Annotated in this window: 17 protein-coding genes and 1 other RNA gene; 6 read left to right on the top strand and 12 right to left on the bottom strand. The window is 47.7% G+C overall.

Translation table 11 applies throughout. From position 1 onward, the window contains the following. Nucleotides 1-176: 176 nt before the first annotated feature. Entirely contained in the window at nucleotides 177-851 is a 675-nt protein-coding gene (locus T494_RS0109180) for a response regulator transcription factor (RefSeq protein WP_028506044.1), read from the top strand. A gap of 26 nt (nucleotides 852-877) precedes the next feature. Then, on the top strand, nucleotides 878-2,203 hold the full coding sequence (locus T494_RS12840) for a HAMP domain-containing sensor histidine kinase (RefSeq protein WP_028506043.1): 1,326 nt from the start codon (nucleotides 878-880) through the stop codon (nucleotides 2,201-2,203). 45 nt (nucleotides 2,204-2,248) lie between these two features. Here the strand turns inward: T494_RS12840 and T494_RS13480 are convergent, their stop codons facing one another. The 5 genes from T494_RS13480 to T494_RS0109150 all read right to left on the bottom strand — a co-directional run bounded on the left by T494_RS13480 (nucleotide 2,249) and on the right by T494_RS0109150 (nucleotide 9,336). Beyond that, nucleotides 2,249-5,302, bottom strand: a complete 3,054-nt coding sequence (locus tag T494_RS13480; protein ID WP_051540286.1) for an EAL domain-containing protein — start codon at nucleotides 5,300-5,302, stop codon at nucleotides 2,249-2,251. A 152-nt stretch (nucleotides 5,303-5,454) separates the two neighbouring features. Beyond that, entirely contained in the window at nucleotides 5,455-6,147 is a 693-nt protein-coding gene (sigK, locus tag T494_RS0109165) for an RNA polymerase sporulation sigma factor SigK (protein ID WP_028506042.1), read from the bottom strand. Between the two features lie 61 nt (nucleotides 6,148-6,208). Next, nucleotides 6,209-6,481, bottom strand: a complete 273-nt coding sequence (locus tag T494_RS0109160) for an acylphosphatase (RefSeq protein ID WP_028506041.1) — start codon at nucleotides 6,479-6,481, stop codon at nucleotides 6,209-6,211. Between the two features lie 18 nt (nucleotides 6,482-6,499). Then, nucleotides 6,500-9,022, bottom strand: a complete 2,523-nt coding sequence (locus T494_RS0109155; RefSeq protein WP_028506040.1) for a heavy metal translocating P-type ATPase — start codon at nucleotides 9,020-9,022, stop codon at nucleotides 6,500-6,502. Between the two features lie 50 nt (nucleotides 9,023-9,072). Further along, a complete protein-coding gene (locus T494_RS0109150) occupies nucleotides 9,073-9,336 on the bottom strand; it encodes a metal-sensing transcriptional repressor (RefSeq protein ID WP_028506039.1) in 264 nt (87 codons plus the stop codon). Nucleotides 9,337-9,697: 361 nt separating this feature from the next. Between T494_RS0109150 and T494_RS0109145 the strand changes: the two genes are divergently transcribed. The 4 genes from T494_RS0109145 to pta all read left to right on the top strand — a co-directional run bounded on the left by T494_RS0109145 (nucleotide 9,698) and on the right by pta (nucleotide 16,352). Continuing rightward, on the top strand, nucleotides 9,698-12,340 hold the full coding sequence (locus T494_RS0109145) for a YfhO family protein (protein WP_242836422.1): 2,643 nt from the start codon (nucleotides 9,698-9,700) through the stop codon (nucleotides 12,338-12,340). Between the two features lie 29 nt (nucleotides 12,341-12,369). After that, on the top strand, nucleotides 12,370-13,131 hold the full coding sequence (locus T494_RS0109140; RefSeq protein ID WP_028506037.1) for an ABC transporter ATP-binding protein: 762 nt from the start codon (nucleotides 12,370-12,372) through the stop codon (nucleotides 13,129-13,131). Further along, a complete protein-coding gene (locus T494_RS0109135) occupies nucleotides 13,131-15,206 on the top strand; it encodes an ABC transporter permease (protein WP_028506036.1) in 2,076 nt (691 codons plus the stop codon). The genes T494_RS0109140 and T494_RS0109135 overlap by 1 nt, the downstream gene beginning before the upstream one ends. A 129-nt stretch (nucleotides 15,207-15,335) precedes the next feature. Then, nucleotides 15,336-16,352 carry a phosphate acetyltransferase gene (gene pta / locus T494_RS0109125; RefSeq protein ID WP_028506035.1) on the top strand — a complete coding sequence of 339 codons (1,017 nt, stop codon included), beginning with the start codon at nucleotides 15,336-15,338 and terminating at the stop codon, nucleotides 16,350-16,352. Between the two features lie 116 nt (nucleotides 16,353-16,468). Here the strand turns inward: pta and T494_RS0109120 are convergent, their stop codons facing one another. The 7 genes from T494_RS0109120 to T494_RS12825 form a co-directional block, all read right to left on the bottom strand. Further along, nucleotides 16,469-16,657, bottom strand: coding sequence for a PspC domain-containing protein (locus T494_RS0109120; protein WP_028506034.1), 189 nt, complete (start codon nucleotides 16,655-16,657; stop codon nucleotides 16,469-16,471). Between the two features lie 21 nt (nucleotides 16,658-16,678). Beyond that, on the bottom strand, nucleotides 16,679-17,578 hold the full coding sequence (locus tag T494_RS0109115) for a DUF4097 family beta strand repeat-containing protein (protein WP_028506033.1): 900 nt from the start codon (nucleotides 17,576-17,578) through the stop codon (nucleotides 16,679-16,681). Next, entirely contained in the window at nucleotides 17,571-18,236 is a 666-nt protein-coding gene (locus T494_RS0109110; protein ID WP_028506032.1) for a hypothetical protein, read from the bottom strand. Before T494_RS0109110 ends, T494_RS0109115 begins: the two co-directional genes overlap by 8 nt. 9 nt (nucleotides 18,237-18,245) lie before the next feature. Then, on the bottom strand, nucleotides 18,246-18,617 hold the full coding sequence (locus T494_RS12830) for a PadR family transcriptional regulator (RefSeq protein ID WP_037344472.1): 372 nt from the start codon (nucleotides 18,615-18,617) through the stop codon (nucleotides 18,246-18,248). A gap of 298 nt (nucleotides 18,618-18,915) precedes the next feature. After that, nucleotides 18,916-20,979, bottom strand: coding sequence for a cellulase family glycosylhydrolase (locus T494_RS0109100; protein ID WP_028506031.1), 2,064 nt, complete (start codon nucleotides 20,977-20,979; stop codon nucleotides 18,916-18,918). A 209-nt stretch (nucleotides 20,980-21,188) separates the two neighbouring features. Next, nucleotides 21,189-21,537, bottom strand: an RNA gene (rnpB, locus tag T494_RS13485) — RNase P RNA component class A. A gap of 33 nt (nucleotides 21,538-21,570) precedes the next feature. Continuing rightward, nucleotides 21,571-22,575 carry a diacylglycerol kinase family protein gene (locus T494_RS12825; RefSeq protein WP_037344470.1) on the bottom strand — a complete coding sequence of 335 codons (1,005 nt, stop codon included), beginning with the start codon at nucleotides 22,573-22,575 and terminating at the stop codon, nucleotides 21,571-21,573. Nucleotides 22,576-22,669 lie beyond the last annotated feature (94 nt).

The raw sequence follows: 22,669 nt of genomic DNA, 5'->3' as shown, positions 1-22,669 counted from the left end.
ACGTTTTCGGCAATCAGGTTGTGCATTGTGCACAAGATTGCGGCGGCAGAAGAAATTTTAATCACAAGTTCATAAATTTGTTGTAAACTGTTTTTTGTATAGGGGAAAGCAGTCTGCGGCGGATCCGCAGGGCTGATTTATTGGTTTAATGGAATTATGTGAAAGGTGAGGGGTAAATGTTTCAGATACTTATTGTTGAAGATGACGCCAGCCTCAGAAAGCTTATCAGCGCAACGCTGAAACAGCACGGATATTCATGCCACACCGCAAACGACGGTCTGGATGCGCTGGACGTTATGGAAAAGACTAATATCGATCTTATCATCTCGGATGTGATGATGCCTAACATGGACGGCTACGAGCTTACAAGGCAGCTGCGCCGTGCTAATTATGATCTGCCGATACTTATGGTCACTGCTAAGGAGACCTTTGAGGACAAGCAGGAGGGCTTTATTGCCGGCACGGACGATTATATGGTCAAGCCTATTGACCTCAACGAGATGGTGCTGCGTGTGGGCGCACTGCTGAGAAGATCAAAAATGGCTTCAGAGCACTCCCTTGTGGTAGGTGACAGTGTGCTTGATTACGACGCACAGAGCGTTTCTATCGGGGGAGGTCAGGCGGAGACCATACCCACAAAGGAATTTATGCTGCTTTTCAAGCTTCTTTCGTACCCCAACAAGATCTTTACCCGCCGTCAGCTCCTTGACGAGCTTTGGGGAATGGAAAAGGAAGTGGACGAAAGAACGGTGGACGTACACATAAAGCGTCTGCGTGAAAGATACGGCGATTGTAAGGACTTTAACATCGTGACCGTGAGAGGACTGGGCTACAAGGCGGTCAAGGGATAAATAAGACAGGGAGGTGAGCGGACAATATGAAGACCACGCTGCAATTCAAGCTTTCGTTTATGTTTTTTATGGTCATGCTTATTTCTGCCACTGTTTCGGTATCTCTGCTGTTGTTGATTTTTTCGCCGATAATGAAAAAGAACGCCGAGACACAGCTTACGGAGGTAGCTTCATCGGCGAGCGCACTTTCTGAGGTTATGAAAGACAAAAACGTTGACGGGACATATGATGCGGCAAAGATCATCTCAATGGTAACAAACTCCGGGTTTACCGTTGAATTACTGCGTGAGGACAGCAACGAGGTGGGGGAAAACCTGCGGGATATAGACGAAAAGGGTTATCATATCGAAACATCGGGCATTATCCCCAAAGCCACTATGGTGATAAAGGTCTATGACAGCTATTATCATATCGACAACTTTTCAAACGACAGTCTGTACTGGATAGTGAACTTTGTTATAATACTTGCCTTTGTGGGCTGTATAGTTATCGGTACAATAATAACATCTTTTGTGGGCAGGACAATACTTCAGCCGCTGCACGATATGAGCCGTGCAACCTCTGAGATCGCAAGGGGTAACTTTACGGTCCGTGTACGTGTGCCGGACGATATGGAGTACGGAATGCTTGCAAACAACTTTAATAAAATGGCGGTACAGCTTTCCGAGATAGAAACTCTGCGGGGAGACTTCATCTCCAGCGTTTCCCACGAGTTCAAAACGCCCCTTGCTTCAATTCAGGGCTTTGCCAAGCTTTTGCAGGACGAGAGCCTTTCCGATGAGGACAGGCGTGAATACACCCAGATAATAATTGACGAGACATCAAGGCTTACCAAGCTTTCGACAAACATTCTCAGCCTTACCAAGCTGGAAAACCAAAAGACTATCGGTAAAAAGTCCAAGTTCCTGCTGGACGAGCAGATAAGAAAGATACTGCTTGTGCTTGAGCCGGAGTGGTCGAAAAAGAATATCGAGCTTGAGGTGGACCTTGAGCAGACCACTTACATAGGCAACGAGGAGCTTATGGCTCAGATATGGCAGAACATTATCAACAATGCCATTAAGTTCACCGATGAAAACGGACACATCGGGGTCAAGCTTTACCACGGGGAACAGTGCATCGTGGTGAAGATATCCGACGACGGGCCTTGTATACCCGACGAAAAGCGCAAGAAGATCTTTGAAAAGTTCTATCAGGGCGACCGTTCCAGGTCAACCGAGGGCAACGGTCTGGGACTTGCCCTTGTGCAAAGGGTGGTCCAGCTTTGCAACGGAAGTGTATGGGTGGAAAACACCGAGCCTACGGGAGTATGTTTCACCGTACAGCTACCTTATCTTATCGAGGATATGTAAGTGAAAATAAAAACGGCGGATCTTTCGGGGTCCGCCGCTTTTTGTTTATTTGTTTTCAAGGAGTTTTACCGACCAGCTTGCGCCGTCTTTTTTTGCCTTTTCAAGCTCGGCATGGGACAGGTCAAGCATCTCGTCAAAGCGCATATTGTTTTCAAGCACAACTGCGCCTATGGTGCAGGACAGGTAGGCTACGGTAAGCTTCAGATCCAGGTTTGACACCTTTTCGGTTATCTGCGCACACTTTGATTCTACCGTTTCCTCTCCGGCGATATTGCTCATAAGCACACATATCTCGTCGTCGTTTACCCTTGCAACGACGTCATTTGTCCTGAACATGGAAATAAGCATCTGAGCAAGCTCAAAGATCATCCTGTCAGTCATTTGTACACCGTTTTCCTTGGTTATTTCTTTGAACCTGTCAACGGTTATCGTCAAAAAGGCACACATACCCACATTTTCCTTCATCATTTTATTGATGAGCTTTTCTGCGGTGCTGCGTGTATATATACCGGTGGTGTAGTCGTTTATCACCCATGGAGAATTGCTGTGTCTGTTGATGACCTCTCTGAAATACTTATCCGAGCCAAGGACGTTGTCAACTCTGCGCACCATTGTTTCACGGACGTAGGGCTTTACCACATAGTCATTGACGTTCATATTCAGCAGAGTCTGCTGCAGGGAAGGTGAATCCTCTGCGGTAGTTATAACCACAGGTATGCTCTGAAGGGCATGGTCCTGATTTTTGGCTTTAAGGAACTCTATCCCGTTCATCACAGGCATATCCACGTCAAGAAGGATTATGTCAACGTTATTGTTGTCCTTCAGGGCATCAAGTGCCTGCTTGCCGTCTGATGCGGTGCTGATGATGAATTTGTCGCTGAAGAAGGAGGAAAGTGTTTGCTGATCGGACTTTACATTGTCCACGATGAGCATACGGTTGGAAAGCCCGGAATCCGAATGCATTGACTGGCGGAGCTTGTCCAGTTTTTTCTGGAACTCTCTTTCCACCGTAACGTCTTCAAGCTGGACAAGGACGATAGCTTTGCTGCCTATGGTGTCTATGTATTCCATTGTGGCATGGATAGTCTTGTAGCTGTTGCTGAAGGAGATATATCTGTTGTACTCGCACTCAGCGGAGCCTTTGGAATCGATCGCTTCACGGGTGCTCTCAACTATCTTCCATCTGTCCTTTTCGTAGACAATATCCATTGGGTTGTACTTATACAGCACCTTTGAGGGGGAGTTGAGAAGTTCAAAAAAGGCATCGTTCACACGGATTATCTCCATATCCTCCGGGTCATAGATGTCACATTCTATCACCGCAGCAGGGGAGAGATTGTCGGTGAAAACCACCTTGCTGTTGATAAGGCTCATTATCTCCGAGGCATTCCTGCCCATGTTGATAAGGTCGTTAAGGTTGCCGCTTGAGGCAAAGGCATATCGCTCGTAATCCTTAACGCACATAGGCTTTGCATAGTAGTAGCCCTGTACGAAATCGCAGCCTATTTCCCGCAAAAAGCCTATCTGTTCCTCCGTTTCAACACCCTCGGCTACAACCGGGATATTCAGCCACTTGCTCATTCTCACAATGGAAGCCACAATGCTTTCGCAGCGGCTCTGGCTGTTTGCGTCAACAAAGAAGTTCATATCTATTTTCAGAACGTCCACAGGTATATTTTTCAGCATACTCAGCGAAGAATAACCGCTTCCGAAGTCGTCCATCATAACGGTAAAACCATGGCTGCGAAGGATCTCAATGGCTTTGACCATCATCTCGGGGTTGTCGGTATAGGCACTTTCGGTAAGCTCCACATTAAACAGATTGTGGGGCACCTGGTATCTGTCCACCAGCTTTATAATGTTCTCCACAAAGTGTGGATTGTATATATTAACTCTTGAAACGTTAACGGAGATAGGGTTAGGCTCCTTGCCCTGGTCTATCCATCTTTTCAGCATTATGCAGGCTTCTTCCCACACGTATGCGTCAAGCTTTACAACAAAGCCGTTCTTTTCAAACAGGGGTATGAAAAATCCCGGGGGTATCATGCCCTTTGTGGGGTGCACCCATCTTACCAGCACCTCGCCGCCTGCGGGTGTGTTGGTCATGATGTTGTACTTGGGCTGGACATAGATAGTGAACTGTCTGTCCTGAAGGGCAATGTTCATATCGTTGGTTATTTCCTGCTCCTTCTCGATGCGAAGGCGCATATCGTCGTTGTAATACTCAAAGTAGTTCACAAAGTTGCCTTTGCAGTGCTTTGCCGCAAGGGTAGCCCTGTCAAACATTATGGATACGGGGATATCCTCCTCACCGGTGATATAAATACCGAAGCAGGGGACGATATAGTAAGCGTTGGAGAAATTCTGCAAAGCGTTCATGCTTCGCATTACAAAATGCTCCACGCTCTGCTTGTCCGAGAAAGGAACGCAGATACCGAAGATGTCCGCTTCTATCCTTCCGAAGGCACTGCCCATAAAATCGGCGGTGTTCACACGCAGATGCTTTGCGATATAGCGCAAAAGGGAGTTTCCCTCTTCCATACCAAAGAAGGAATTGATTATGCTGAAGTGGTTTATATCAAGCCTTATGATAGCAAAACGCTTGTCCGGGTGCTGTTCGATAAGGACCTGGGTCTCGGAATAGAACTTTTCCTTATTAAAAATATCTGTAAGGGGGTCAAACTCCGCCATGTATTTCAGCTGTTCATAGGCAGAGAACTGACTGCGCTCAATGGCGTTGTTTATCCTGAATTTAAGCACCTGGGGAGCGATAGGCTTTTTGATAAAGTCCCATGCACCGAAGGACAGGGCTTTTATCTCGCTGTCGGCATCGTCCCCCGAGGTGGTGACAACAATAGGTATCTTGTTCAGCTGCTGGTCCATTCTGACTGCGCTGAGCACCTCATAGCCGCTCATTACAGGCATATCAAGGTCCAGCAGGACACAGGATATGCTCTGGGGGTCTTTTCGCAGAATGTCCAGCGCCTGTTTGCCGTCCTCGGCTTCAATAACGTTATATGAGCCGGAGATAAGCTTTTTCAGGAGGGCACGGTTAATAAACGCATCGTCAACGATAAGCACAGTTTTAAGACTATCCATTTATTATCCCTCCTTGAGCGCAAAAATTCACTATGTGGTAATTATAACATATTACGTCTTTAATTTCAAGTGGATTTTAGTATCAACTGCACAAAAGCAGGAGATTACACAATAAATTTACCCTTTTCACAAATCTTAAAAGCTGTTTTTGGTTATTTTCCCTCGTATTTGGCCCGCAGCACTTCAAGGGCTTTCTTTTCTATCCTTGACACATAGGAACGTGATATGCCAAGCTGTGAGGCGACCTCACGCTGGGTAAGGGCTTTTCCGTTGTCAAGGCCGTATCGCAGGCGGATTATGGTCCGTTCACGCTCATCAAGCTCGGAGCTGATGAACTTATAAAGCTGCTCGCAGCGTATAACCAGCTCTATCTTGTCGCCCACATCTGTTCCGTCGGATATAAGGTCGATAAGGCAAAGCTTATTGCCGTCCTTATCCGAGTCCACCGGGTCGTCAAAATGCCTGTCAAGGGCGGTTTTCTTCTGGCTGCGGAAATACATAAGTATTTCGTTTTCCACGCATCTGCTGCCGTAGGTGGCAAAGCGGCAGCCTTTTTTGTAGTCAAAGGTGGACACGGCTTTGATAAGCCCGATGGTGCCCACCGAGATAAGGTCGTCCTGGTCGGCTGAGGCAGAGTAGTATTTTTTGATAATGTGTGCCACAAGGCGCAGATTGTGCTCGATAAGCTTATCACGGGCTTTTTTGTCCCCTGCTGCCATGGCTTCAAAGCAGCGACGTTCCTCTTTGGCGGAAAGGGGCTTTGGGAAGTTGGCTCCCGAGCTGTCAAAGTGGAGGGCAAAAAACAGAAAATTTGAGCATAAAAGTTCAAGCAGCTGAAATAGCATAGCATCACCACATTAAAATTATTCTTGGTGAAATATATGCTTTCGGCTGCTTGTATTATTCTTAACCGATTATCTCGAATGTGCTGCCCTCTTCGGTGGGTACGCTGTGGCACAGGAAGTTGTCGATGCTGACAAATCTGCCGTTTTCGATGCTCTGCAGCATACTGTCAATGTTTTCCCTTGTGCCCTGGACCTCCATTACAACGCTGCCGTCGTACTCGTTTTTTACCCAGCCTGCAATGTCAAATTCACGGGCGGCATAGTAGGCACGATATCTGAACCCCACGCCCTGGACCCTGCCGTAAAAGGTATATCTTCGTCTGATGATATCCATAGCTGCTCCTTGGTGGGCCTATTCTATCCCGGTTACCTCATAGCCTGCCTCGGTGACAGCCTTGGTGAGGGTGTCTGTGGAGATGCTGTCGTCGGCTTTGATGTAAGCCTCCCCCTTGTCAAGGTCCACCTCTGCGCTTGTGCCTGCGGATTCAAGAGCCTTTTTAACGTGAGCCACGCAGTGCTGGCACATCATGCCTTTGATCTTCATTGTGTAGTTTTTCATTTCTTTTTCCTCCTTAATGTGTGTTGTATTCCCGACGCTCTGCTGCCCGTGGGGATCAAGCACCGAAGGCTTGAAGCGGCGAAGTCTCAGAGCGTTTGTTACCACGAAAAGACTGCTCATGCTCATGGCAGCGGCGCCTATCATCGGGCTTAAACGCCAGTGCAGAGCGTTGTAGAACACCCCTGCGGCAAGGGGTATGGCAAGGACGTTGTAAAACAGCGCCCAGAACAGATTTTGCTTTATGTTTTTTATGACGCTGCGGCTCAGGTCAATGGCAGAGATAACGTCTGCAAGACTGTTTTTCATAAGCACCGCATCTGCGCTTTCAATGGCAATATCCGTGCCTGCGCCGATAGCTATGCCCACATCTGCTCTTGCAAGGGCAGGAGCGTCGTTAATGCCGTCGCCCACCATTGCCACGGTGTTACCCTGCTGCTGAAGCTGAGAAATGACCTTGTCCTTATCCTCGGGGAGTACCTGGGAGATGACCCGGTGGGCACCTATCTGTGCGCCTGTCTTTTCGGCGGCTGCCTTACTGTCGCCTGTGAGCAGCACCACCTGTATGCCTCTGCGTTTAAGCTCCGCCACAGCCTGCGGGCTGTCCTGCTTTACGGTGTCCTCCACCGAAACAGCTCCCAGCAGTCCATTGTTGTTTGCAAACAAAAGGGGAGTCTGCATTCTGCTCAATACGCTTTCAAGCTCACTGCTTTGCGGGAGAACTCCCTGCTGCTCAAGAAATCTGGGGTTTCCTCCATAGCATTCAACTCCGTCCACCTGTGCGCTGACCCCAAGCCCTGCATGGGTCCTGAAATCGGTGACAGGCAGGGGGTCTATGCCAACGCAGTAGTCGCACACTGCCTTTGCAAGGGGGTGTTCGCTGTGACTTTCAAGGGAGAGGGCGATCTGCAAAAGCTCCTTTTCGCTTGCCCCCATAGGGCAGACCTCTGTGACACGGGGTTTTCCCGAGGTAACGGTGCCCGTTTTGTCAAGCACAACCGTATCCGCTTTTCCAAGTGTCTCCAGTGCCTCGCCCGACCGTATAAGTATGCCGTTTTCAGCACCCTTGCCTGTTCCCACCATTATTGCCACAGGGGTGGCAAGTCCCAGGGCGCATGGGCAGGAGATCACCAGCACACAGATAGCGCAGGAAAGTGCAAACTCCGCACTTTGTCCCACAAGCAGCCAGACGATCGCCGTTACAAGGGCTATACCCATGACCACGGGGACAAAAAAGCCTGCGATCTTATCCGCCATTTTGGCAATGGGCGCTTTGGAGGATGACGCTTCCTCTACCAGTGTGATGATCCTTGAAAGGGTGGTGTCGCTGCCCACATGGGTAGCTTTTATTTTTATAAAACCGCTTTTGCTTATGGTTGCGCTTATGACCTTATCGCCGGTATTCTTTTCCACCGGTATGCTCTCGCCGGTTATAGCCGACTGATCCACTGATGCGTTCCCCGAGATTATCACTCCGTCACAGGGGATACTCTCGCCGGCTTTTATTATCACTATGTCCCCTTTTTCAAGCTCCTCCACAGGGATCTGTGACACCACGCCCTCACGCTCCACCGAGGCGGTCTTTGGGGACAGATCCATAAGGGCAGTAATTGCGCTGCCTGTTTTGCTTTTTGACTTTGCCTCAAGATATTTGCCAAGGTTAACAAGGGCAAGTATCATCACTGCCGATTCAAAATACAGGTCGTGGCGGTAGTGATCCACAATTTCCATGCGGTCGTGGGAAATACCATAGCTCATCATGAAGATGCCGAATATGCCGTAGATCACCGATGCGGTGGAGCCTACGGCGATAAGGGAATCCATGTTGGGAGACAAGCGGAAGATGTTTTTCCAGCCTCTTGTGTAGTAGCCTGAGTTTATATACGCCACAGGCAGGCACAGCAGAAACTGTGCAAAGGCAAAGCTTACGCTGTTTTTCTCTCCCTCGAGAAAAAAGGGCAGCGGCAGTCCTGCCATATGTCCCATGGAAACGTACATTAAGGGGATAAGGAACACAAAGGACCAGATAGTCCTTGACTTCATGGCTTTACGTGCCTCCTCGGCAGGGTCAGGTCCCTCTTTGCGCTTTGCAGCTTTTTTGCCGCTGTCACCTTTTACGCTTGCTCCGTAGCCTGCCTTTGTTACCGCCGAGATTATCCCTTCCTCGTCAAGCCTGTCCGGGTCGTATTCCACATTCATGCTTGCGGTGAGCAGGTTGACCTGTACCACGTTTGCGCCTTCAAGCTTTTTTACAGCCTTTTCTACCCTTGCACTGCAGGCAGAGCAGGTCATTCCCGTTACATCAAATCGTTGTTTCATATTATGTTTATGACCTTTCTATGCACGGTGCTTTTGTGCCGTGCCTCACATTACTTCAGCAGCTTTGACAGAAGTGCCACCATTTCATCCACCTTCTCAGCCTTCTCCTCCTCGGTGCGTGCCCCTGCCACACAGCCCTTGCAATGGGCTGTGAGCACCTCGGTGTTTGCCCTTTTGAGTATTGCCTGAGTTGCCATTATCTGATTTGAGATGTCTATGCAGTACCTGTCCTCTTCTATCATGCGCAGGATGCCCTCTATCTGCCCTTTGGCAGTTTTGAGGAGCTTGCTTACCTGTGCCTTGTCTGCCATCATAGCTCATTCCTCCTATCCCCCCCATATAAGGTGCTGTCGGGACGGGGACAGGGCGGAACGGTACACGGTGTATATACCCCACCCCCCGGGGGTGTTGTTATATCTAAATGTTAACACATTTTTCCCCGTTTGTCAATAGGATGTGCAAGCAGATGCTTGTTATTACAGATCCCGGGATTTTTTTGCACCGGCAAAAAATATGTATCATGTACAAAAAAGCTGAATACCCCTTGCATTATGGCATATAACAGTGTATAATAACCATAAATAAAAAAGTAAAACAAAAGGTGAAATAATGAACGACAGGACAAAAATATCTTATAAAAACATAGGTGCGTTTTTTGCCGTACCTTTTTCTATAATGTTCATACTATTCGCGGTCTTTTTTATAAACGGTCTGTATCCCTTCGGGAACGGCACTATCGCCTGGTGCGATATGACCCAGCAGGTGATCCCCATGACGGCAGACCTCAAGGATATCCTTACAGGCAAAACGGGCTTTTTCCTTAACCTGCAGAATGCAGGCGGAATGAGCATGGTGGGTGTCATATTCTTTTTTGTGGCAAGCCCTTTTAATCTCCTTGCGCTTTTTGTTCCAAAAGAGGACCTTATTTATTTTGTGAATATCGCAACGCTGCTGAAGATGATGACGGCAGGCGTTACCGCAATGCTGTTTTTCCGCAAGTGTCTGAGCAAGACGGACCCGATTATTTCGGCTTGCCTGAGCGTTTCGTATGCATTTTGCGGATACACGGTGCTTTACTATCAGAACAGCATATGGCTGGACATCATGTATCTGTTCCCTCTGCTGATGATAGGCATACACAGACTTGTGACCAGAAACAAAATGGCAGGGTATGTTGCTGTGCTGAGCCTTATGGCGGTGGTAAACTATTATATCTGCTACATGATAGCTGTGTTCTGTATTTTGTTCGCTGCGCTTATCTGTCTGCGTGACAGGAAAAAGGAGCATTTGCAGACCGCTTTTCTGTTCATTGTGGGAAGTATGCTGTCAATGCTCATAACTGCGGTGGTGTGGCTTCCAAGCCTTTTGCAGTTCTTTGCCAGCGGAAGGACCACATCGGTTGCGAAAAACCTTCAGAACGCAAATTTCCTTTCGGAATTCCAGACGGCACTGCCCTTGCTTTTGTACAGCGCTTGCGCAATAGTTATCTGTGCAGGCTGTGTGCTTGACAAGAAAAAGCACAGGCGTGAAACAAAGACCATGCTGATAATGCTGGTGCTGATGCTGGTGCCTATGTTTATAGAGCCTGTCAACCTTATGTGGCACACGGGAAGCTATATGTCGTTCCCATGCAGATTTGCATTTATCACCGTGTTCTTCCTGCTGGTGTGCAGCGCAATGTTCCTTGAAAAGGACAGCGAGCATATCAGCCAATATAAGACAGGCACAAACAAGCAGGATAAGACTGCATTTGCCGTAGTTTCGGTGTTTGTTTTCCTGCTGAGTGCATTTCTGGTAAAGACGGTAATGAATAAAAACGCCGAGATGATCGATCTGTACGCAAGAAGGCTTTGGTCGGACGACAAGAGCTTTTCCATAGAGGTAAAGGTTTTTGCCGTGACCGCCGCAGGCTTTGGAACGGTGTTTTATCTTTATAAAAAAGGCAAGCTCAACAAGAATTTCTTTGCAGCCATGCTCAGCTGCTTTGTGGTGCTTCAGGCGGTAAGCTCCACGACCATGTATATGACCGGTTCAAAGGATCAGGCACTGGAAAAGGCTGCGGCGACCCGTGAGGTATTTAAGCTCAGCGGCAAGATAGACGACGATGATTTTTACAGGGTAAAGACCACCGCAAAGCAGTTTGATGTGAACGACATCGGTGCTCTTGGCTATCGTTCCATGAGCCATTACACCTCACTTACCAACAAAAATTATATGTACACAATGAAAAGGCTGGGCTATTCCTCCTACTGGATGGAGGTAGGCTCACACGGGGGAACAGAGCTTACCGACGCACTTTTCAGCACTAAGTATAAGATAGGGCTTGCCGACGACAGCGCTGAGGACAGCGTATATATGCACTCCAAATACGGAATATATAAGCGCAGCAACACCATTGGACTGGGACTTGTTACCGACCGTGATATTTCCGCTATGGACAGCCTTGAGGACATGGACAGGTTTGAGGTACAGCAGAATCTTTACAGCACTCTCTTTGGTCACGGCAGCAGCGACAGGCTTATGACAAAGTATGAGCCTGATGCCACAGGCAGGGTGCTTATCAGGGAAGATGAGGACGGGAAGATAGACATAAGCCCCATGTCGGGAGGAAGCGATATCGTTTATCATATCGACGTTAAGGGCAAACAGGTGCTTTACTTTGACTGCTTCAACAAGCCAAGCGCAAATCTTAACGAGCCTGAGTATTCCGCATTTACGGTGAGCGTTGACGGACTTCCCATAAAAACAGGTTTTCCCTCCCAGAGCTCAAACGGTCTGCTCTGGCTGGGAGAGTTCAGCAACCGCACCGTTGAGGTCACCGTAAGGGTGGAAAAGAATGTTGAGTGTACCTCTTTCGGAGTTTACGGACTTGACCTGAGCAAGCTCTCAAGCGCTGTGGAAAACGCCAAGTGCGCCAACCTCAAAGAGGAAAAGGGAGTCATAACCGGTGACTATACCGCCTCAAAGGGTGAAAAATGCGTGGTGTTTATCCCTTACAGCGAAAGTCTGAGGCTTGAGATAAACGGACAGGAGGCAAAGCTTGAAAAGGCTTTCGGCGACTTTATCGCCTTTGACCTTCAGCAGGGAGAAAACAGCATAAGGATAACCAATATGCCGCTGGGTATCTCAGCAGGCATTGTGATAAGTCTGTTAGGCATCGCAGGGTGCTTCGGAGTCTGGCTGCTGCGCAGAAAGGTCAAGCTGGACGATACGGTTTATGCGGTTTTGCGTGTTATAGTTATAGCTGCCGGCGCAGCGGTAATGGCAGGGGTGTATATTTACCCGGTGCTGCTTAATTGTTTCGGAAAGAAAAGATAGATATAAGAACAAAACAGGAGGAAAAGAATATGGCAATTCTAAGCGTTTCAGATGTAGGAAAGATATATACCACACGCCTTGGAGGCAACAAGGTGGAGGCGCTTAAAAGTGTGAGCTTTGACGTGGAAAAGGGCGAGTACGTGGCTATCATGGGTGAGTCGGGTTCGGGCAAGACCACGCTGCTGAACATTCTGGCATCCCTTGACAAAGCAACCAGCGGTGAGGTTACCCTTGACGGCAAAAAGCTTTCCGGGATAAACGATAAAGAAATATCCGCTTTTCGCCGTGACAACCTGGGCTTTGTGTTCCAGGACTTCAATCTTCTTGACAACTTCTCCATCAAGGATAATATACTCCTGCCTCTTGTCCTTCTGGGCATGAATTACGATGAGATGGAAAAAAGGCTTATGCCTGTTGTGAAGATGCTTGGGATAGACGGGCTTATCGAAAAGTACCCCTATGAGCTTTCCGGCGGACAGAAACAGCGTACTGCCATTGCAAGAGCAGTGATAACCCAGCCAAAGCTTATTCTTGCCGACGAGCCCACAGGTGCGCTTGATTCAAAGTCCACTGACAGTGTGCTGGATATATTCGACGACCTGAATAAGGACGGACAGACTATCCTTATGGTCACCCACTCCATCAAGGCGGCAAGCCGTGCGAGCAGAGTGCTTTTCATAAAGGACGGTACACTTTTCCATCAGTTATACAGACAGGACAGGTCTTTTGAGGATATGTACCGGACTATTTCCGAGACCCTGACATCGCTGATGAAAGGCGGGAATAATTGATGAATAATAAGTATTATATTCGTCTGTCAAGGGAGAACATAAAAAAGAACGCCAAGATGTATATCCCATACCTGCTTATCTGCGTGCTGATGATGTCGATGATGTATGTTATCAGGTCGCTGGCGTCAAACCCTGATTTCAGCAAGCTGAAACGTGGCGCAGAGGCTTTGCCGACGCTGATGAGATATGGCTCTTATGTAACGGCTGCTTTTGCGGTGGTCATATTGTTCTATTCAAACAGCTTTATTTTAAAGCGCAGAAACAGCGAATTCGGTCTTTTGAACATTCTTGGAATGGAGAAAAGGCACATTGCCAAGCTGATGCTGCTTGAAACGATATATGTTGCGGTGATAACCCTGGTTGCAGGCTGCATTACGGGGCTTGCACTTGAAAGAGCAGTCCACCTTATATTTACGAAAATGCTTGGTGACGATGCGGTGGACATTGGCTACCACATTTCTGCAAAGTCGATGCTTGAAGCATTTATCATGATAGCAGTCACTCTTTTTGCGACCTATCTTTTTACTATCAGAAAGCTGCATTTTTCCAACCCTGTGGAGCTGCTCTCGGGCGCAAAGAAGGGTGAGAAGGAGCCTAAGACAAAGCTTTTCATGACTATTGTGGGATTTTTGTTCATTTTTGCCGGCTACGGTCTTTCGTTCTTTGTTACCGATCTTACAAACAATTTTTCGATGATCTTTATGGCAGTTATTTTCGTTATCATTGGCACATATCTTCTTTTTATCGCCGGCATTATCGCCATGCTCAAGCTGCTGAAAAAGAAAAAGAGCTACTATTACAAGACAAAGCATTTTACCACGCTTTCGGGGCTTGTTTACCGTATGAAGCGTAACTCGGTAGGTCTTGCAAGCACCGCAGTTCTTTCAACCATGGTGCTGATAACCGTAAGCTCAACTATGGCGTTGATGGCAGGCATTGAGGGTCATCTGCCAAAGCATGATGCGATCGTTAAAGTAAACTATGATAACACCGGCGAGGAAACGGCTAAGGTAGAAGCTAAGATCGCTGAAAGGGTCAAGACAAAGAAGGTGGATAAGAACGCATCTGCACGTTTTAATTTCAAGGGCAGGAAAACGATGGACCTTGTGCCCTTTGAGAAGCAGGATTACAGCGAGGGTGCAACACATCTTTACGAAACAAAGCCGGGTATGGAAGGCGGAGTAAAGAGTGATGACAGATTTGATATAACGGTTATGCCGTGGTATATGATAAATACCGAATTCAGCCGTGATGAACAGGAGGATGTACTGTTCAAAAAGGAGGCTGACGAGATACTTGAGTCGTACCGCACCGGAGATGGTGAGGTAATAATTGAAACATTCTCAGATGAGTTTGACGGCATGAAGGAATTTAAACTGCTGGGCAGGACATACAAGATCAAGGAAGTAAAGAATAAAGCTGGACTAAGCAGTGATCACTTAACGGTATTCTTTTCATCAAGCCGGGAGGTGCTTGATCTGGTAAAGGCATATAATGAGATATCACCCATGAATTCCGACGTGTTTTATGAGCTGGATATTGATTATGACGAGCCTACAGCAAAGGCTGACGAAGCTATGAGGACTGTGGCAGACATAAATGAAACTGTAAATCTCAATGATACAGCATATATAGATCCTATGCGTCTGCGCTCGGTAGATAAGAGCGATGCGATGATGGCTTACGGCTCGATATTCTTCCTTGGACTTTTTCTCGGAACGCTGTTTATTTTCGAGACCATACTCATCATCTACTACAAACAGCTTACCGAGGGCTACGAGGACGCAGACAGATTCCGCATAATGCAGAGCGTGGGAATGAGCGAGGCAGAGGTAAAGACCTCGATACGCTCGCAGATACTCCTGGTATTCTTCCTCCCGCTCATCACAGCTATAGTGCACACAGTGTTTGCTTTCCCGATGGTAGGCAGATTGCTGGCATACATGGGACTTGACAGCACAAAGACATACCTGAAATGCACACTTGCAGGCTTTGGAGGATATGTTGTTTTGTACACAGTCATATATGTGCTCACAGCAAAAATGTATTACAGCATAATAAGAAAGAGAACGTAAAAATGCTAAAACTGCTCCCCGAAAAAAAGGAGGGCAGTTTTTCTTTTTGTAACAATATGCCTATTGAAATGGGAGAAAGTATGTGTTATAATATTGGTGCACTAAATATTATTTTGGAGGTATAATATTATGGGAATGTTCGATAAGCTTATCGCAAACCTTAAAGCAAGCAAAAAAACTATCGCTTTCACAGAGGGCACAGACCCACGTATCCTGTGGGCTGCCGACAAGCTCCTTAAAGAGGACCTTATGGGCGTAGTGCTGTGCGGAAACGTTGAGGAGGTAAAGGCTGCTGCCGCTAAGGACGGTTTTGACGTTTCAAAGGCACAGATCCTGGATGCTGCAACATATCCTGAAATGGAGGCTCTTGTGGCTCAGATGGTAGAGCTGAGAAAGGGCAAGATGACCGAGGAGGAGTGCAGAGCTGCACTTACTAAATCCAACTATTTCGGCACAATGCTTGTAAAGGCAGGCAAGGCTGATGCGCTTCTGGGCGGAGCTACTTACTCTACAGCAGATACCGTAAGACCTGCACTCCAGATAATCAAGACCAAGAAAGGCTCCAACCTTGTAAGCTCGTCCTTTATCCTTTTCAGAGAAAAGGACGGACAGGAAGAAAAGATAGCAATGGGCGACTGCGCTATCAACCTTGCTTACACAGACAGAGTTGACAAGGACGGAAACGTTGTTCTCTCTGCTGCAAGACAGCTGGCAGAGGTTGCCGTTGAGACAGCAAGAACGGCCGCTTTCTTCGGCATTGACCCGAAGGTAGCTGTGCTCAGCTTCTCCACCTACGGCTCCGGAAAGGGCGGCACTGTACAGCTTTCACATGACGCTGTTGCCGAGGCAAGAAGCATTGACCCTGAGCTTGTCATTGACGGTGAGTTCCAGTTCGACGCTGCTGTTTCCGCAGAGGTTGCAAAGACCAAGTGCCCCGATTCCAAGGTGGCAGGTCAGGCAAATACATTTATCTTCCCACTTATCGAGGCAGGCAATATCGGCTATAAGATAGCTCAGAGACTGGGCGGCTTTGAGGCTTACGGTCCTATTCTTCAGGGACTTAACGCTCCTATCAACGACCTTTCAAGAGGCTGCACCGCAGACGAGGTCTACAAAATGGCTATCATCACCGCAGGTATGGCATAATAAGAAAATACGAAAGCAGCTCCCGGGCGATCTGAGAGCTGCTTTTTTTGTGTCCAAAAGGGTAAGCCCAAGACAGCAAGGAGGGCTGCCTCGGGCTTTATAGAGGAATATGAAAGCTACGGTTTTTCCGGCAGCAGTATTGCAGCTGCAATGTATGCCACAAGTCCTGTGCCTGTGCAGGCAAGCAGCACTGTGCCTATGCGTATCACATTGGGATCGACCCCGAAATAGTCGCCTATACCGCCGCATACACCGAAAAGTATCCTGTTGTTTTTCGCTTTGTAAAGTCTTCTTTGCTCTGTCATGTTTTTTGCCCCCTTGCAGTGTTACTCAAATTCTATCTTTATATCTCCTAATCCGTTGTCAAGCTTGACTTTGTATTTTGCATCATCCGAGTCCTTGCTGCCTTTTATCTTTACGCCGTCATCGTCACCCTTAAACTTGTAATCCTGCGCATCACCCTTCAGCTTTATCTGGATATCTCCCACACCGTTGTCGATATCCATGTCGCCGTTTACCTCTGCGCTGAGATTTATTTCTCCCACACCGTTGTCAAGCTCGGTTTTCTTCAGCGTGCTGTCGGTGATGCTGACTTCACCAACGCCGTTGTCAACGTCCGCATCTCCCAGGTCGCAGTTTTTAAGAGTTACCTCTCCTACGCCGTTGTCGATCTCTGATCGATTTGCTTTGATGCCGTTGGCAGTGAGCTTTCCCACACCGTTGTCGATCTCGATCTCCTCGCAGCTAAGAGCGTCTGTTATGGTAAGGTCGCCTGCAGTGTTTTTGATGCTGATCTTGCCGTATTGTCCGTCGGGGATCTTTACGCTTATCTTCGCCTGAGGATAGATGTCCTTGAGAAAAGGTATATTTGAAATTCCCGACCACTTTATCAGACTTACAAATTTTTTGCGGTGTATGGAGAATTTGCCGTCCTGTGCGTCGAATTTATATACGCCCTCGGGAGCGTTTTCGATCTCAACGTGTATGTTATTGTCGCTTGATCTTGAAATATCTATTGTAGATGAGTCAAACTCAAATTCCAGATCTTTTATGTCGCTTATCTCCTGTACCTTGGACAGGTTTTCGGACTTGATGTATTTTTTCAGATCGGTGTTGACACACCAGATAACGCCCACGATGCTGATAATAAGCCCCAACAGCATTATCCACACGGCGATAGGCACACGCCTCTGAACTCTGTCACCCATTGCGTCGTACTTAGCCATTTTCGCTCACCGCCTTACCTGAGCCTGCCTTGTTGAAAAGCTTTCTGAAAAGGTTGATAAGCCATGTAAAGAACTTTTTGAAAAGTCCCACCACCAGCTTGCAGAAGGGAACGAATACCAGTACCGAAAGTCCGATAAGGAACAGTCCCACTCCGAACAGCATAAGTCCCACAGGCGGTGCCTGGAAAAGTGTGATGCCGCCTGAAACCACCAGTCCGATACCTACGCAGCCGATGCTGAAAAGTGCCGCCGTAATACCAAAGGCAACAGCAAATGCTCCGGTGAGAAGTCCGAATCCCACAGGTGCCCATACAACAGATGTGATAAGCACAATAACTATCAGCGCAAGGTTTCTGTTGTCCGGTGCAATGTCGTAGTCTGGTCTTGGCGGGGGAGTCGTCTGCGCATTTGCAGGGTCAATAACGTCCTCCATTTTTGCCTGTGGTCTTACAAAGCCCACTGCGCCGTTTTCTGCAAGTATCTGTTGAGCCAGCTTTTCCGGATCGCCAAGATTCTGCGCAGTCTTTTCCTCGTTCTCGTATCCGCCGTCAAGGAAAAGCTCCTCATAAAATTCAAGTGCGTCGTTTATCTCTTCGTTGCTCAGACCGCCGTCAACAAGCTTCTGACGGAGAATGGTCATATATTCAAGTCTTTTCATATTCCCCTGTTATGCCTCCTGCGGAAGCACTTCCTCCTTTTCTTTATTATTTTCCTCACTTACCCTTTTTTCTGTTTCTTTTAATAGTATGCTGTCAACCTTTTGTTTGTGTTCCAGCCACTCACTTTTGTAATCGCTCAACTGTGCCCGTCCCTTTGCGGTCACGTGATAGTACCGCCTGTTGCGCCCCATAAACTCCTTATCGTATGTCTCAAGCATCTGGCTTTTCTGCAGCCGTTTGAGAACGGGGTAGAGGGTGGATTCGGAAACGTCCACCGCCTTGCGCATGGTCTGTGTTATCTCGTAACCGTAGGTATCTTCTCTTTCCACAATGGCAAGCACCATGGAATCCAAAAGACCTGCGCTTATCGGAAAGCTCATACATTCAACTCCTTTCAGCAGTTTTTGTTCTGTTGTCTTTTTTCTTCTGTGCTACACTCTTTTGTCTGTTATATTCTATTACTGTGCATATTATACGACATATAATATTATTTGTCAATAGGATATTATACTTTTTCCAAAAATATGTCGCTTTGCACAGTCCGACAGCAAAACTTCAGACGGTTTTTGCTCATATTGCATAAGTAACAAAAAACGCCAACCGAAATGTTGACGTTTACAGGTGTGTGAAATTACAAAAAAGGGGAGCTCTTCTATTAAAAGAGTTCCCCTTGATATATTAGAGTGATTTTGCTTCCGTGAGAGTAATTCCGTTTGCGCCCAGCTTTACAGCGTGGTCAAGTCCGACAAACTTACCGCCCTGCTGCCAGAGGACTTCCTTAACGAAGTTATACTTTTCTGTATCCCATGTTCTGAAGTCGTCCTTAACAAGTCCGCCGGTATCTCCGGAGTTTGCGTTGAAGCACCAGAAGGTGTGGTTAAGGTGATTATCCTTGATGAGCTTGCGCATAAAGGTCATCCATTTAAGGTTAGGGTCTTTCATAAATCCGCCCCACTCGCCGATAAGCAGGGGAGCCTTGTTCTCCTTATGGATATAGAACCAGTTGTCCTGCCAGCAGTCCTTCATAAGGCTGTCAAAGGTGTAATCGCTCTTGAACCAGGGCTGCTCGTAGACTGTTGGACCGTAATCGTGAGGGGAGTATACCAGCTTATTCTGATATTTGCCCAGGTCGATAGGGAAGTCTCTTACCGCTCTGAGGTTGCCGCCCCACCAGTTGAAGTAGTAATCCTTCTCGTCAGTGGAGGAATAATCGCCCTTTGAGTTTTTGGGATAGATCTCCGTGCCCTCTATCATTATAAGTACATTAGGATTTTTAGCCAGGATCTTTGCGGCAGCTGTCTCGGCAACGTATTTCCAGTTGTTTGCGTCCTTGGAGTTGTTCCAGATAGCGGCGTTTTTGCCCTCATTTGGTTTTCCGTGAGGCTCGTTTTTAAGGTCAAAGGCGATGATGGTATCGTTGCCCTTGTATCTGTCAGCCATCCACTCCAGCGCCTCATAGAACTTATCTGTGCTTATCTTTTCGGTGAACCACAGGTTTACGTTGTGACCGCTTGCGTTAGTCTCTGCGCTGTGTATATCGGGCATTACCTTCATTCCGTTTTCTTCGGCAAGCTTTAAGAAATAGTCGAAGATCTGAAGGCTGTTAAGATCATTAAGAGTCGGGTTATAAGCGTTGTTGTAATTTGCCTTGGGGTATTCGCCCTTTTTCCACTGAAGTATCAGCTCTGCGGAGATGGGCACTCTGATAAGGTTAAAGCCGTGGTCGGCGATAGATTTTACCGTAGGCACCAGCTGGCTGTTCCACAGTCCGTCAAAGGTATTTGTGCCGGTGTTGTATCCAAACCAGTTCACACCTGTGAGCCACACCTGTTTGCCGTCCTTGTCAAGTATCTTGTTGCCGTCGGTATGCAGCCAGTCGTCGCCCTGCTTAGCGTTCTTGGTTCGGGTGAGAAGCTGGGAAATGTCTGTCTTGCCCTGATTGCCCTGAGCCGTTTCCTTGACCTTGTCGTCGCCGCCCTGAGGGGTTATGGAGCCTGCCTTGACAACCATTTCCTTGCCGTTGAGCTTGGCAGATTTAATATTGAGCTTTGAGCCTGTACCGATGTTGCATCCAACGTCGGTAATGCTTGCGCCCTTTGCGATCTCTCCGTTGTGAGGAGCATTGGTTATCGTAAGGGTGTTGCCGCTGACGGTAAAGTTGCCGCACCAGCCGCTGCAGGATTTAAGGTTCTCCACCTCAAGCACCAGCGTCCAGCCTTTTATAGCCTCGTCGGTGTTGTTGACGATAGAAAGTGCAAGTCCGCACATTTTCTTGTCCCCGTCTTCCCAGGTGTTGCCTGCGGTGTAGCCAAGGTAAAGTCCCTTGCCCAGCTTATCACTGCTGCCCGACTCAGATGATGAGCTGTCATCGCCCTTTGGCAGGGAGTCATCGGAAACGCCGCTGACATCGGTAATGCTGTCGGTCTGGGCGGCTGTGCTTTCGCTGCTCTGTGAAGATCCCTCAGATGAGCTTTCGCTGCTGTCGGAGTCTTTCTTCTTGCCGGAGACCATAACGACTATAAGCACCACCAGAAGAATGATGATGACCACGCCCATAGCGATAAACCCTATGAGTACTTTTTTATTTATGCCTTCCTTAGGCGTTGACAGGCTATTGCCTTGCGCTGCATTTTCCTCCTTGGGAGTTTCCTGCTCTTGTGCAGTCTGTTCAGCCTGCTGCTCCTGTGCAGCCTTTTCAACCTCCTGCTCAGCCTGCTGATCTTTTATATCTTTTTCGCTCATTATCTTCATCTCCGGACAATTCAGATTTTTCGGGAAACATCATCCCATTTTCATTCCCGGACATTATAACACATAAACTTTAATAATACAACACAGGTCAAAGAATTGTTACAACTTCACAATTATTTTCTTAGATTTGCCCCAAAAAACAAAGCTCCCTGGGGAAAAGGGGAGCCTTGTAAAGCACCAATATTTCAAAACAGCATCTGAAAGTGAGCCTGCCTGTAAGCCGAGTTTTGTCGAGTGCGGTAATCTATCTGGACCGTACGTCGCCGCACGGCTCAAGCCACCTATGACCGCAAGCCTGACGAGCAGCCATTGACTTGCGCATCACCATTGGTGTTGCATCGGATAAGGTTTACATGGCAGCGGCATCTCTGCCGCTCCGGTGGGCTCTTACCCCGCCTTTCCACCCTTACCGCAGGATCCTGCGGCGGTATATCTCTGTTGCACTTGCTCGGAGGTCACCCTCGGCTGACGTTATCAGCTATCCTGCTCTGTGATGCTCGGACTTTCCTCATGAACTGTGATCGTTCCCGCTACCGCATAGCCTGCTCACTTTCAGATGCTGCTTTGTTGATATTCACAATATCAGTTTTCTATATTTTCCTGATCCTCGATGACGTAGTCAAGTTGATCGCCGCCTTCGTTCAGCGGTGCAGACGGGTGTTCCGTGTCCACCTTGTCGGAAGAGATGATAAGTCTTATTGCCTGCTGGTGGTTGGTTATGGTTACCTCCTTGTGTTTTCCCCCTGCCTCTCCGTCACGGGTCCAGGGTATCTCGTTTTCACTTCTGAAGGTCACCTTGGAGGTCTTGAATGTTATAAAGTTTCTGTCGCTGAGATTGTTTCTTGCGGCGTTGGCAAGGAGCGTGCCGAAATCCCTTGCGTTTTCCGGAGTCTTTGCAAGTACCACCTCAAACAGTCCGTCGTCAAAAACAACGTTCTTTGAGATCATGTTTTTAAGTCCGCCTATGGAGCGTGAATTTGATATAAGACCTATAACAAAGCTGCCTGTGATCGTTTCCCCGTCATGCTCCACCGTAACCGTCTGACCGGATATTTTCGGAAGCCTTTTCAGTGCCTCGGCAATATATGCCGCATGACCGAAGCGGTTTTTTGAGGTCTGGGAGGTCTCATAGGAAACATCCGTGAACGCACCGAAACCTGCCACATAGACAAAATAATCGTCGTTGAACTGTCCCATATCGCAGTCAAAGGCTTCGCCCTCGATTATGCCGAAAGCAGCCTGAAGCATTTTCTTTGATATGCCAAGGGAATTGGCAAAGTCGTTGGTTGAACCTGCGGGGATATACCCAAGGGGGATCTTCAGATCCGGCTCCTTTTCACGCAGCTTCATCACTGCACTCACGCTCTCCGAAAGAGTGCCGTCTCCGCCGGAGCAGACTATGATGTCGTACTCCTTTCCCACGTTCACTATCTTTTCATATCCGTCACCCTGAGCCTGGGTGGGGTATGCCAGAACGTCATATCCGCCTGCGGTGAACATATTTATTATATCACAAAGATTTTTCTGTATAAGACCCTTGCCCGCATGGGGATTAAAAACGAACAGCATCTTTTCCCGTTGTTCCATTTTAATGCTCCTTTACAATTATGGGTGTTTTTTACCGAAATCGTTTAAGTTTATCACGGTCAATTATAGCAGATAACACCAAAAATGTCAACCG

Origin of the sequence: Ruminococcus sp. FC2018 (assembly GCF_000621805.1) — a bacterium.
Classification (GTDB): domain Bacteria; phylum Bacillota; class Clostridia; order Oscillospirales; family Ruminococcaceae; genus Hominimerdicola.
The sequence above is the reverse complement of the archived record's forward strand: the minus strand, read 5'-3'. Positions and strand labels throughout refer to the sequence as shown.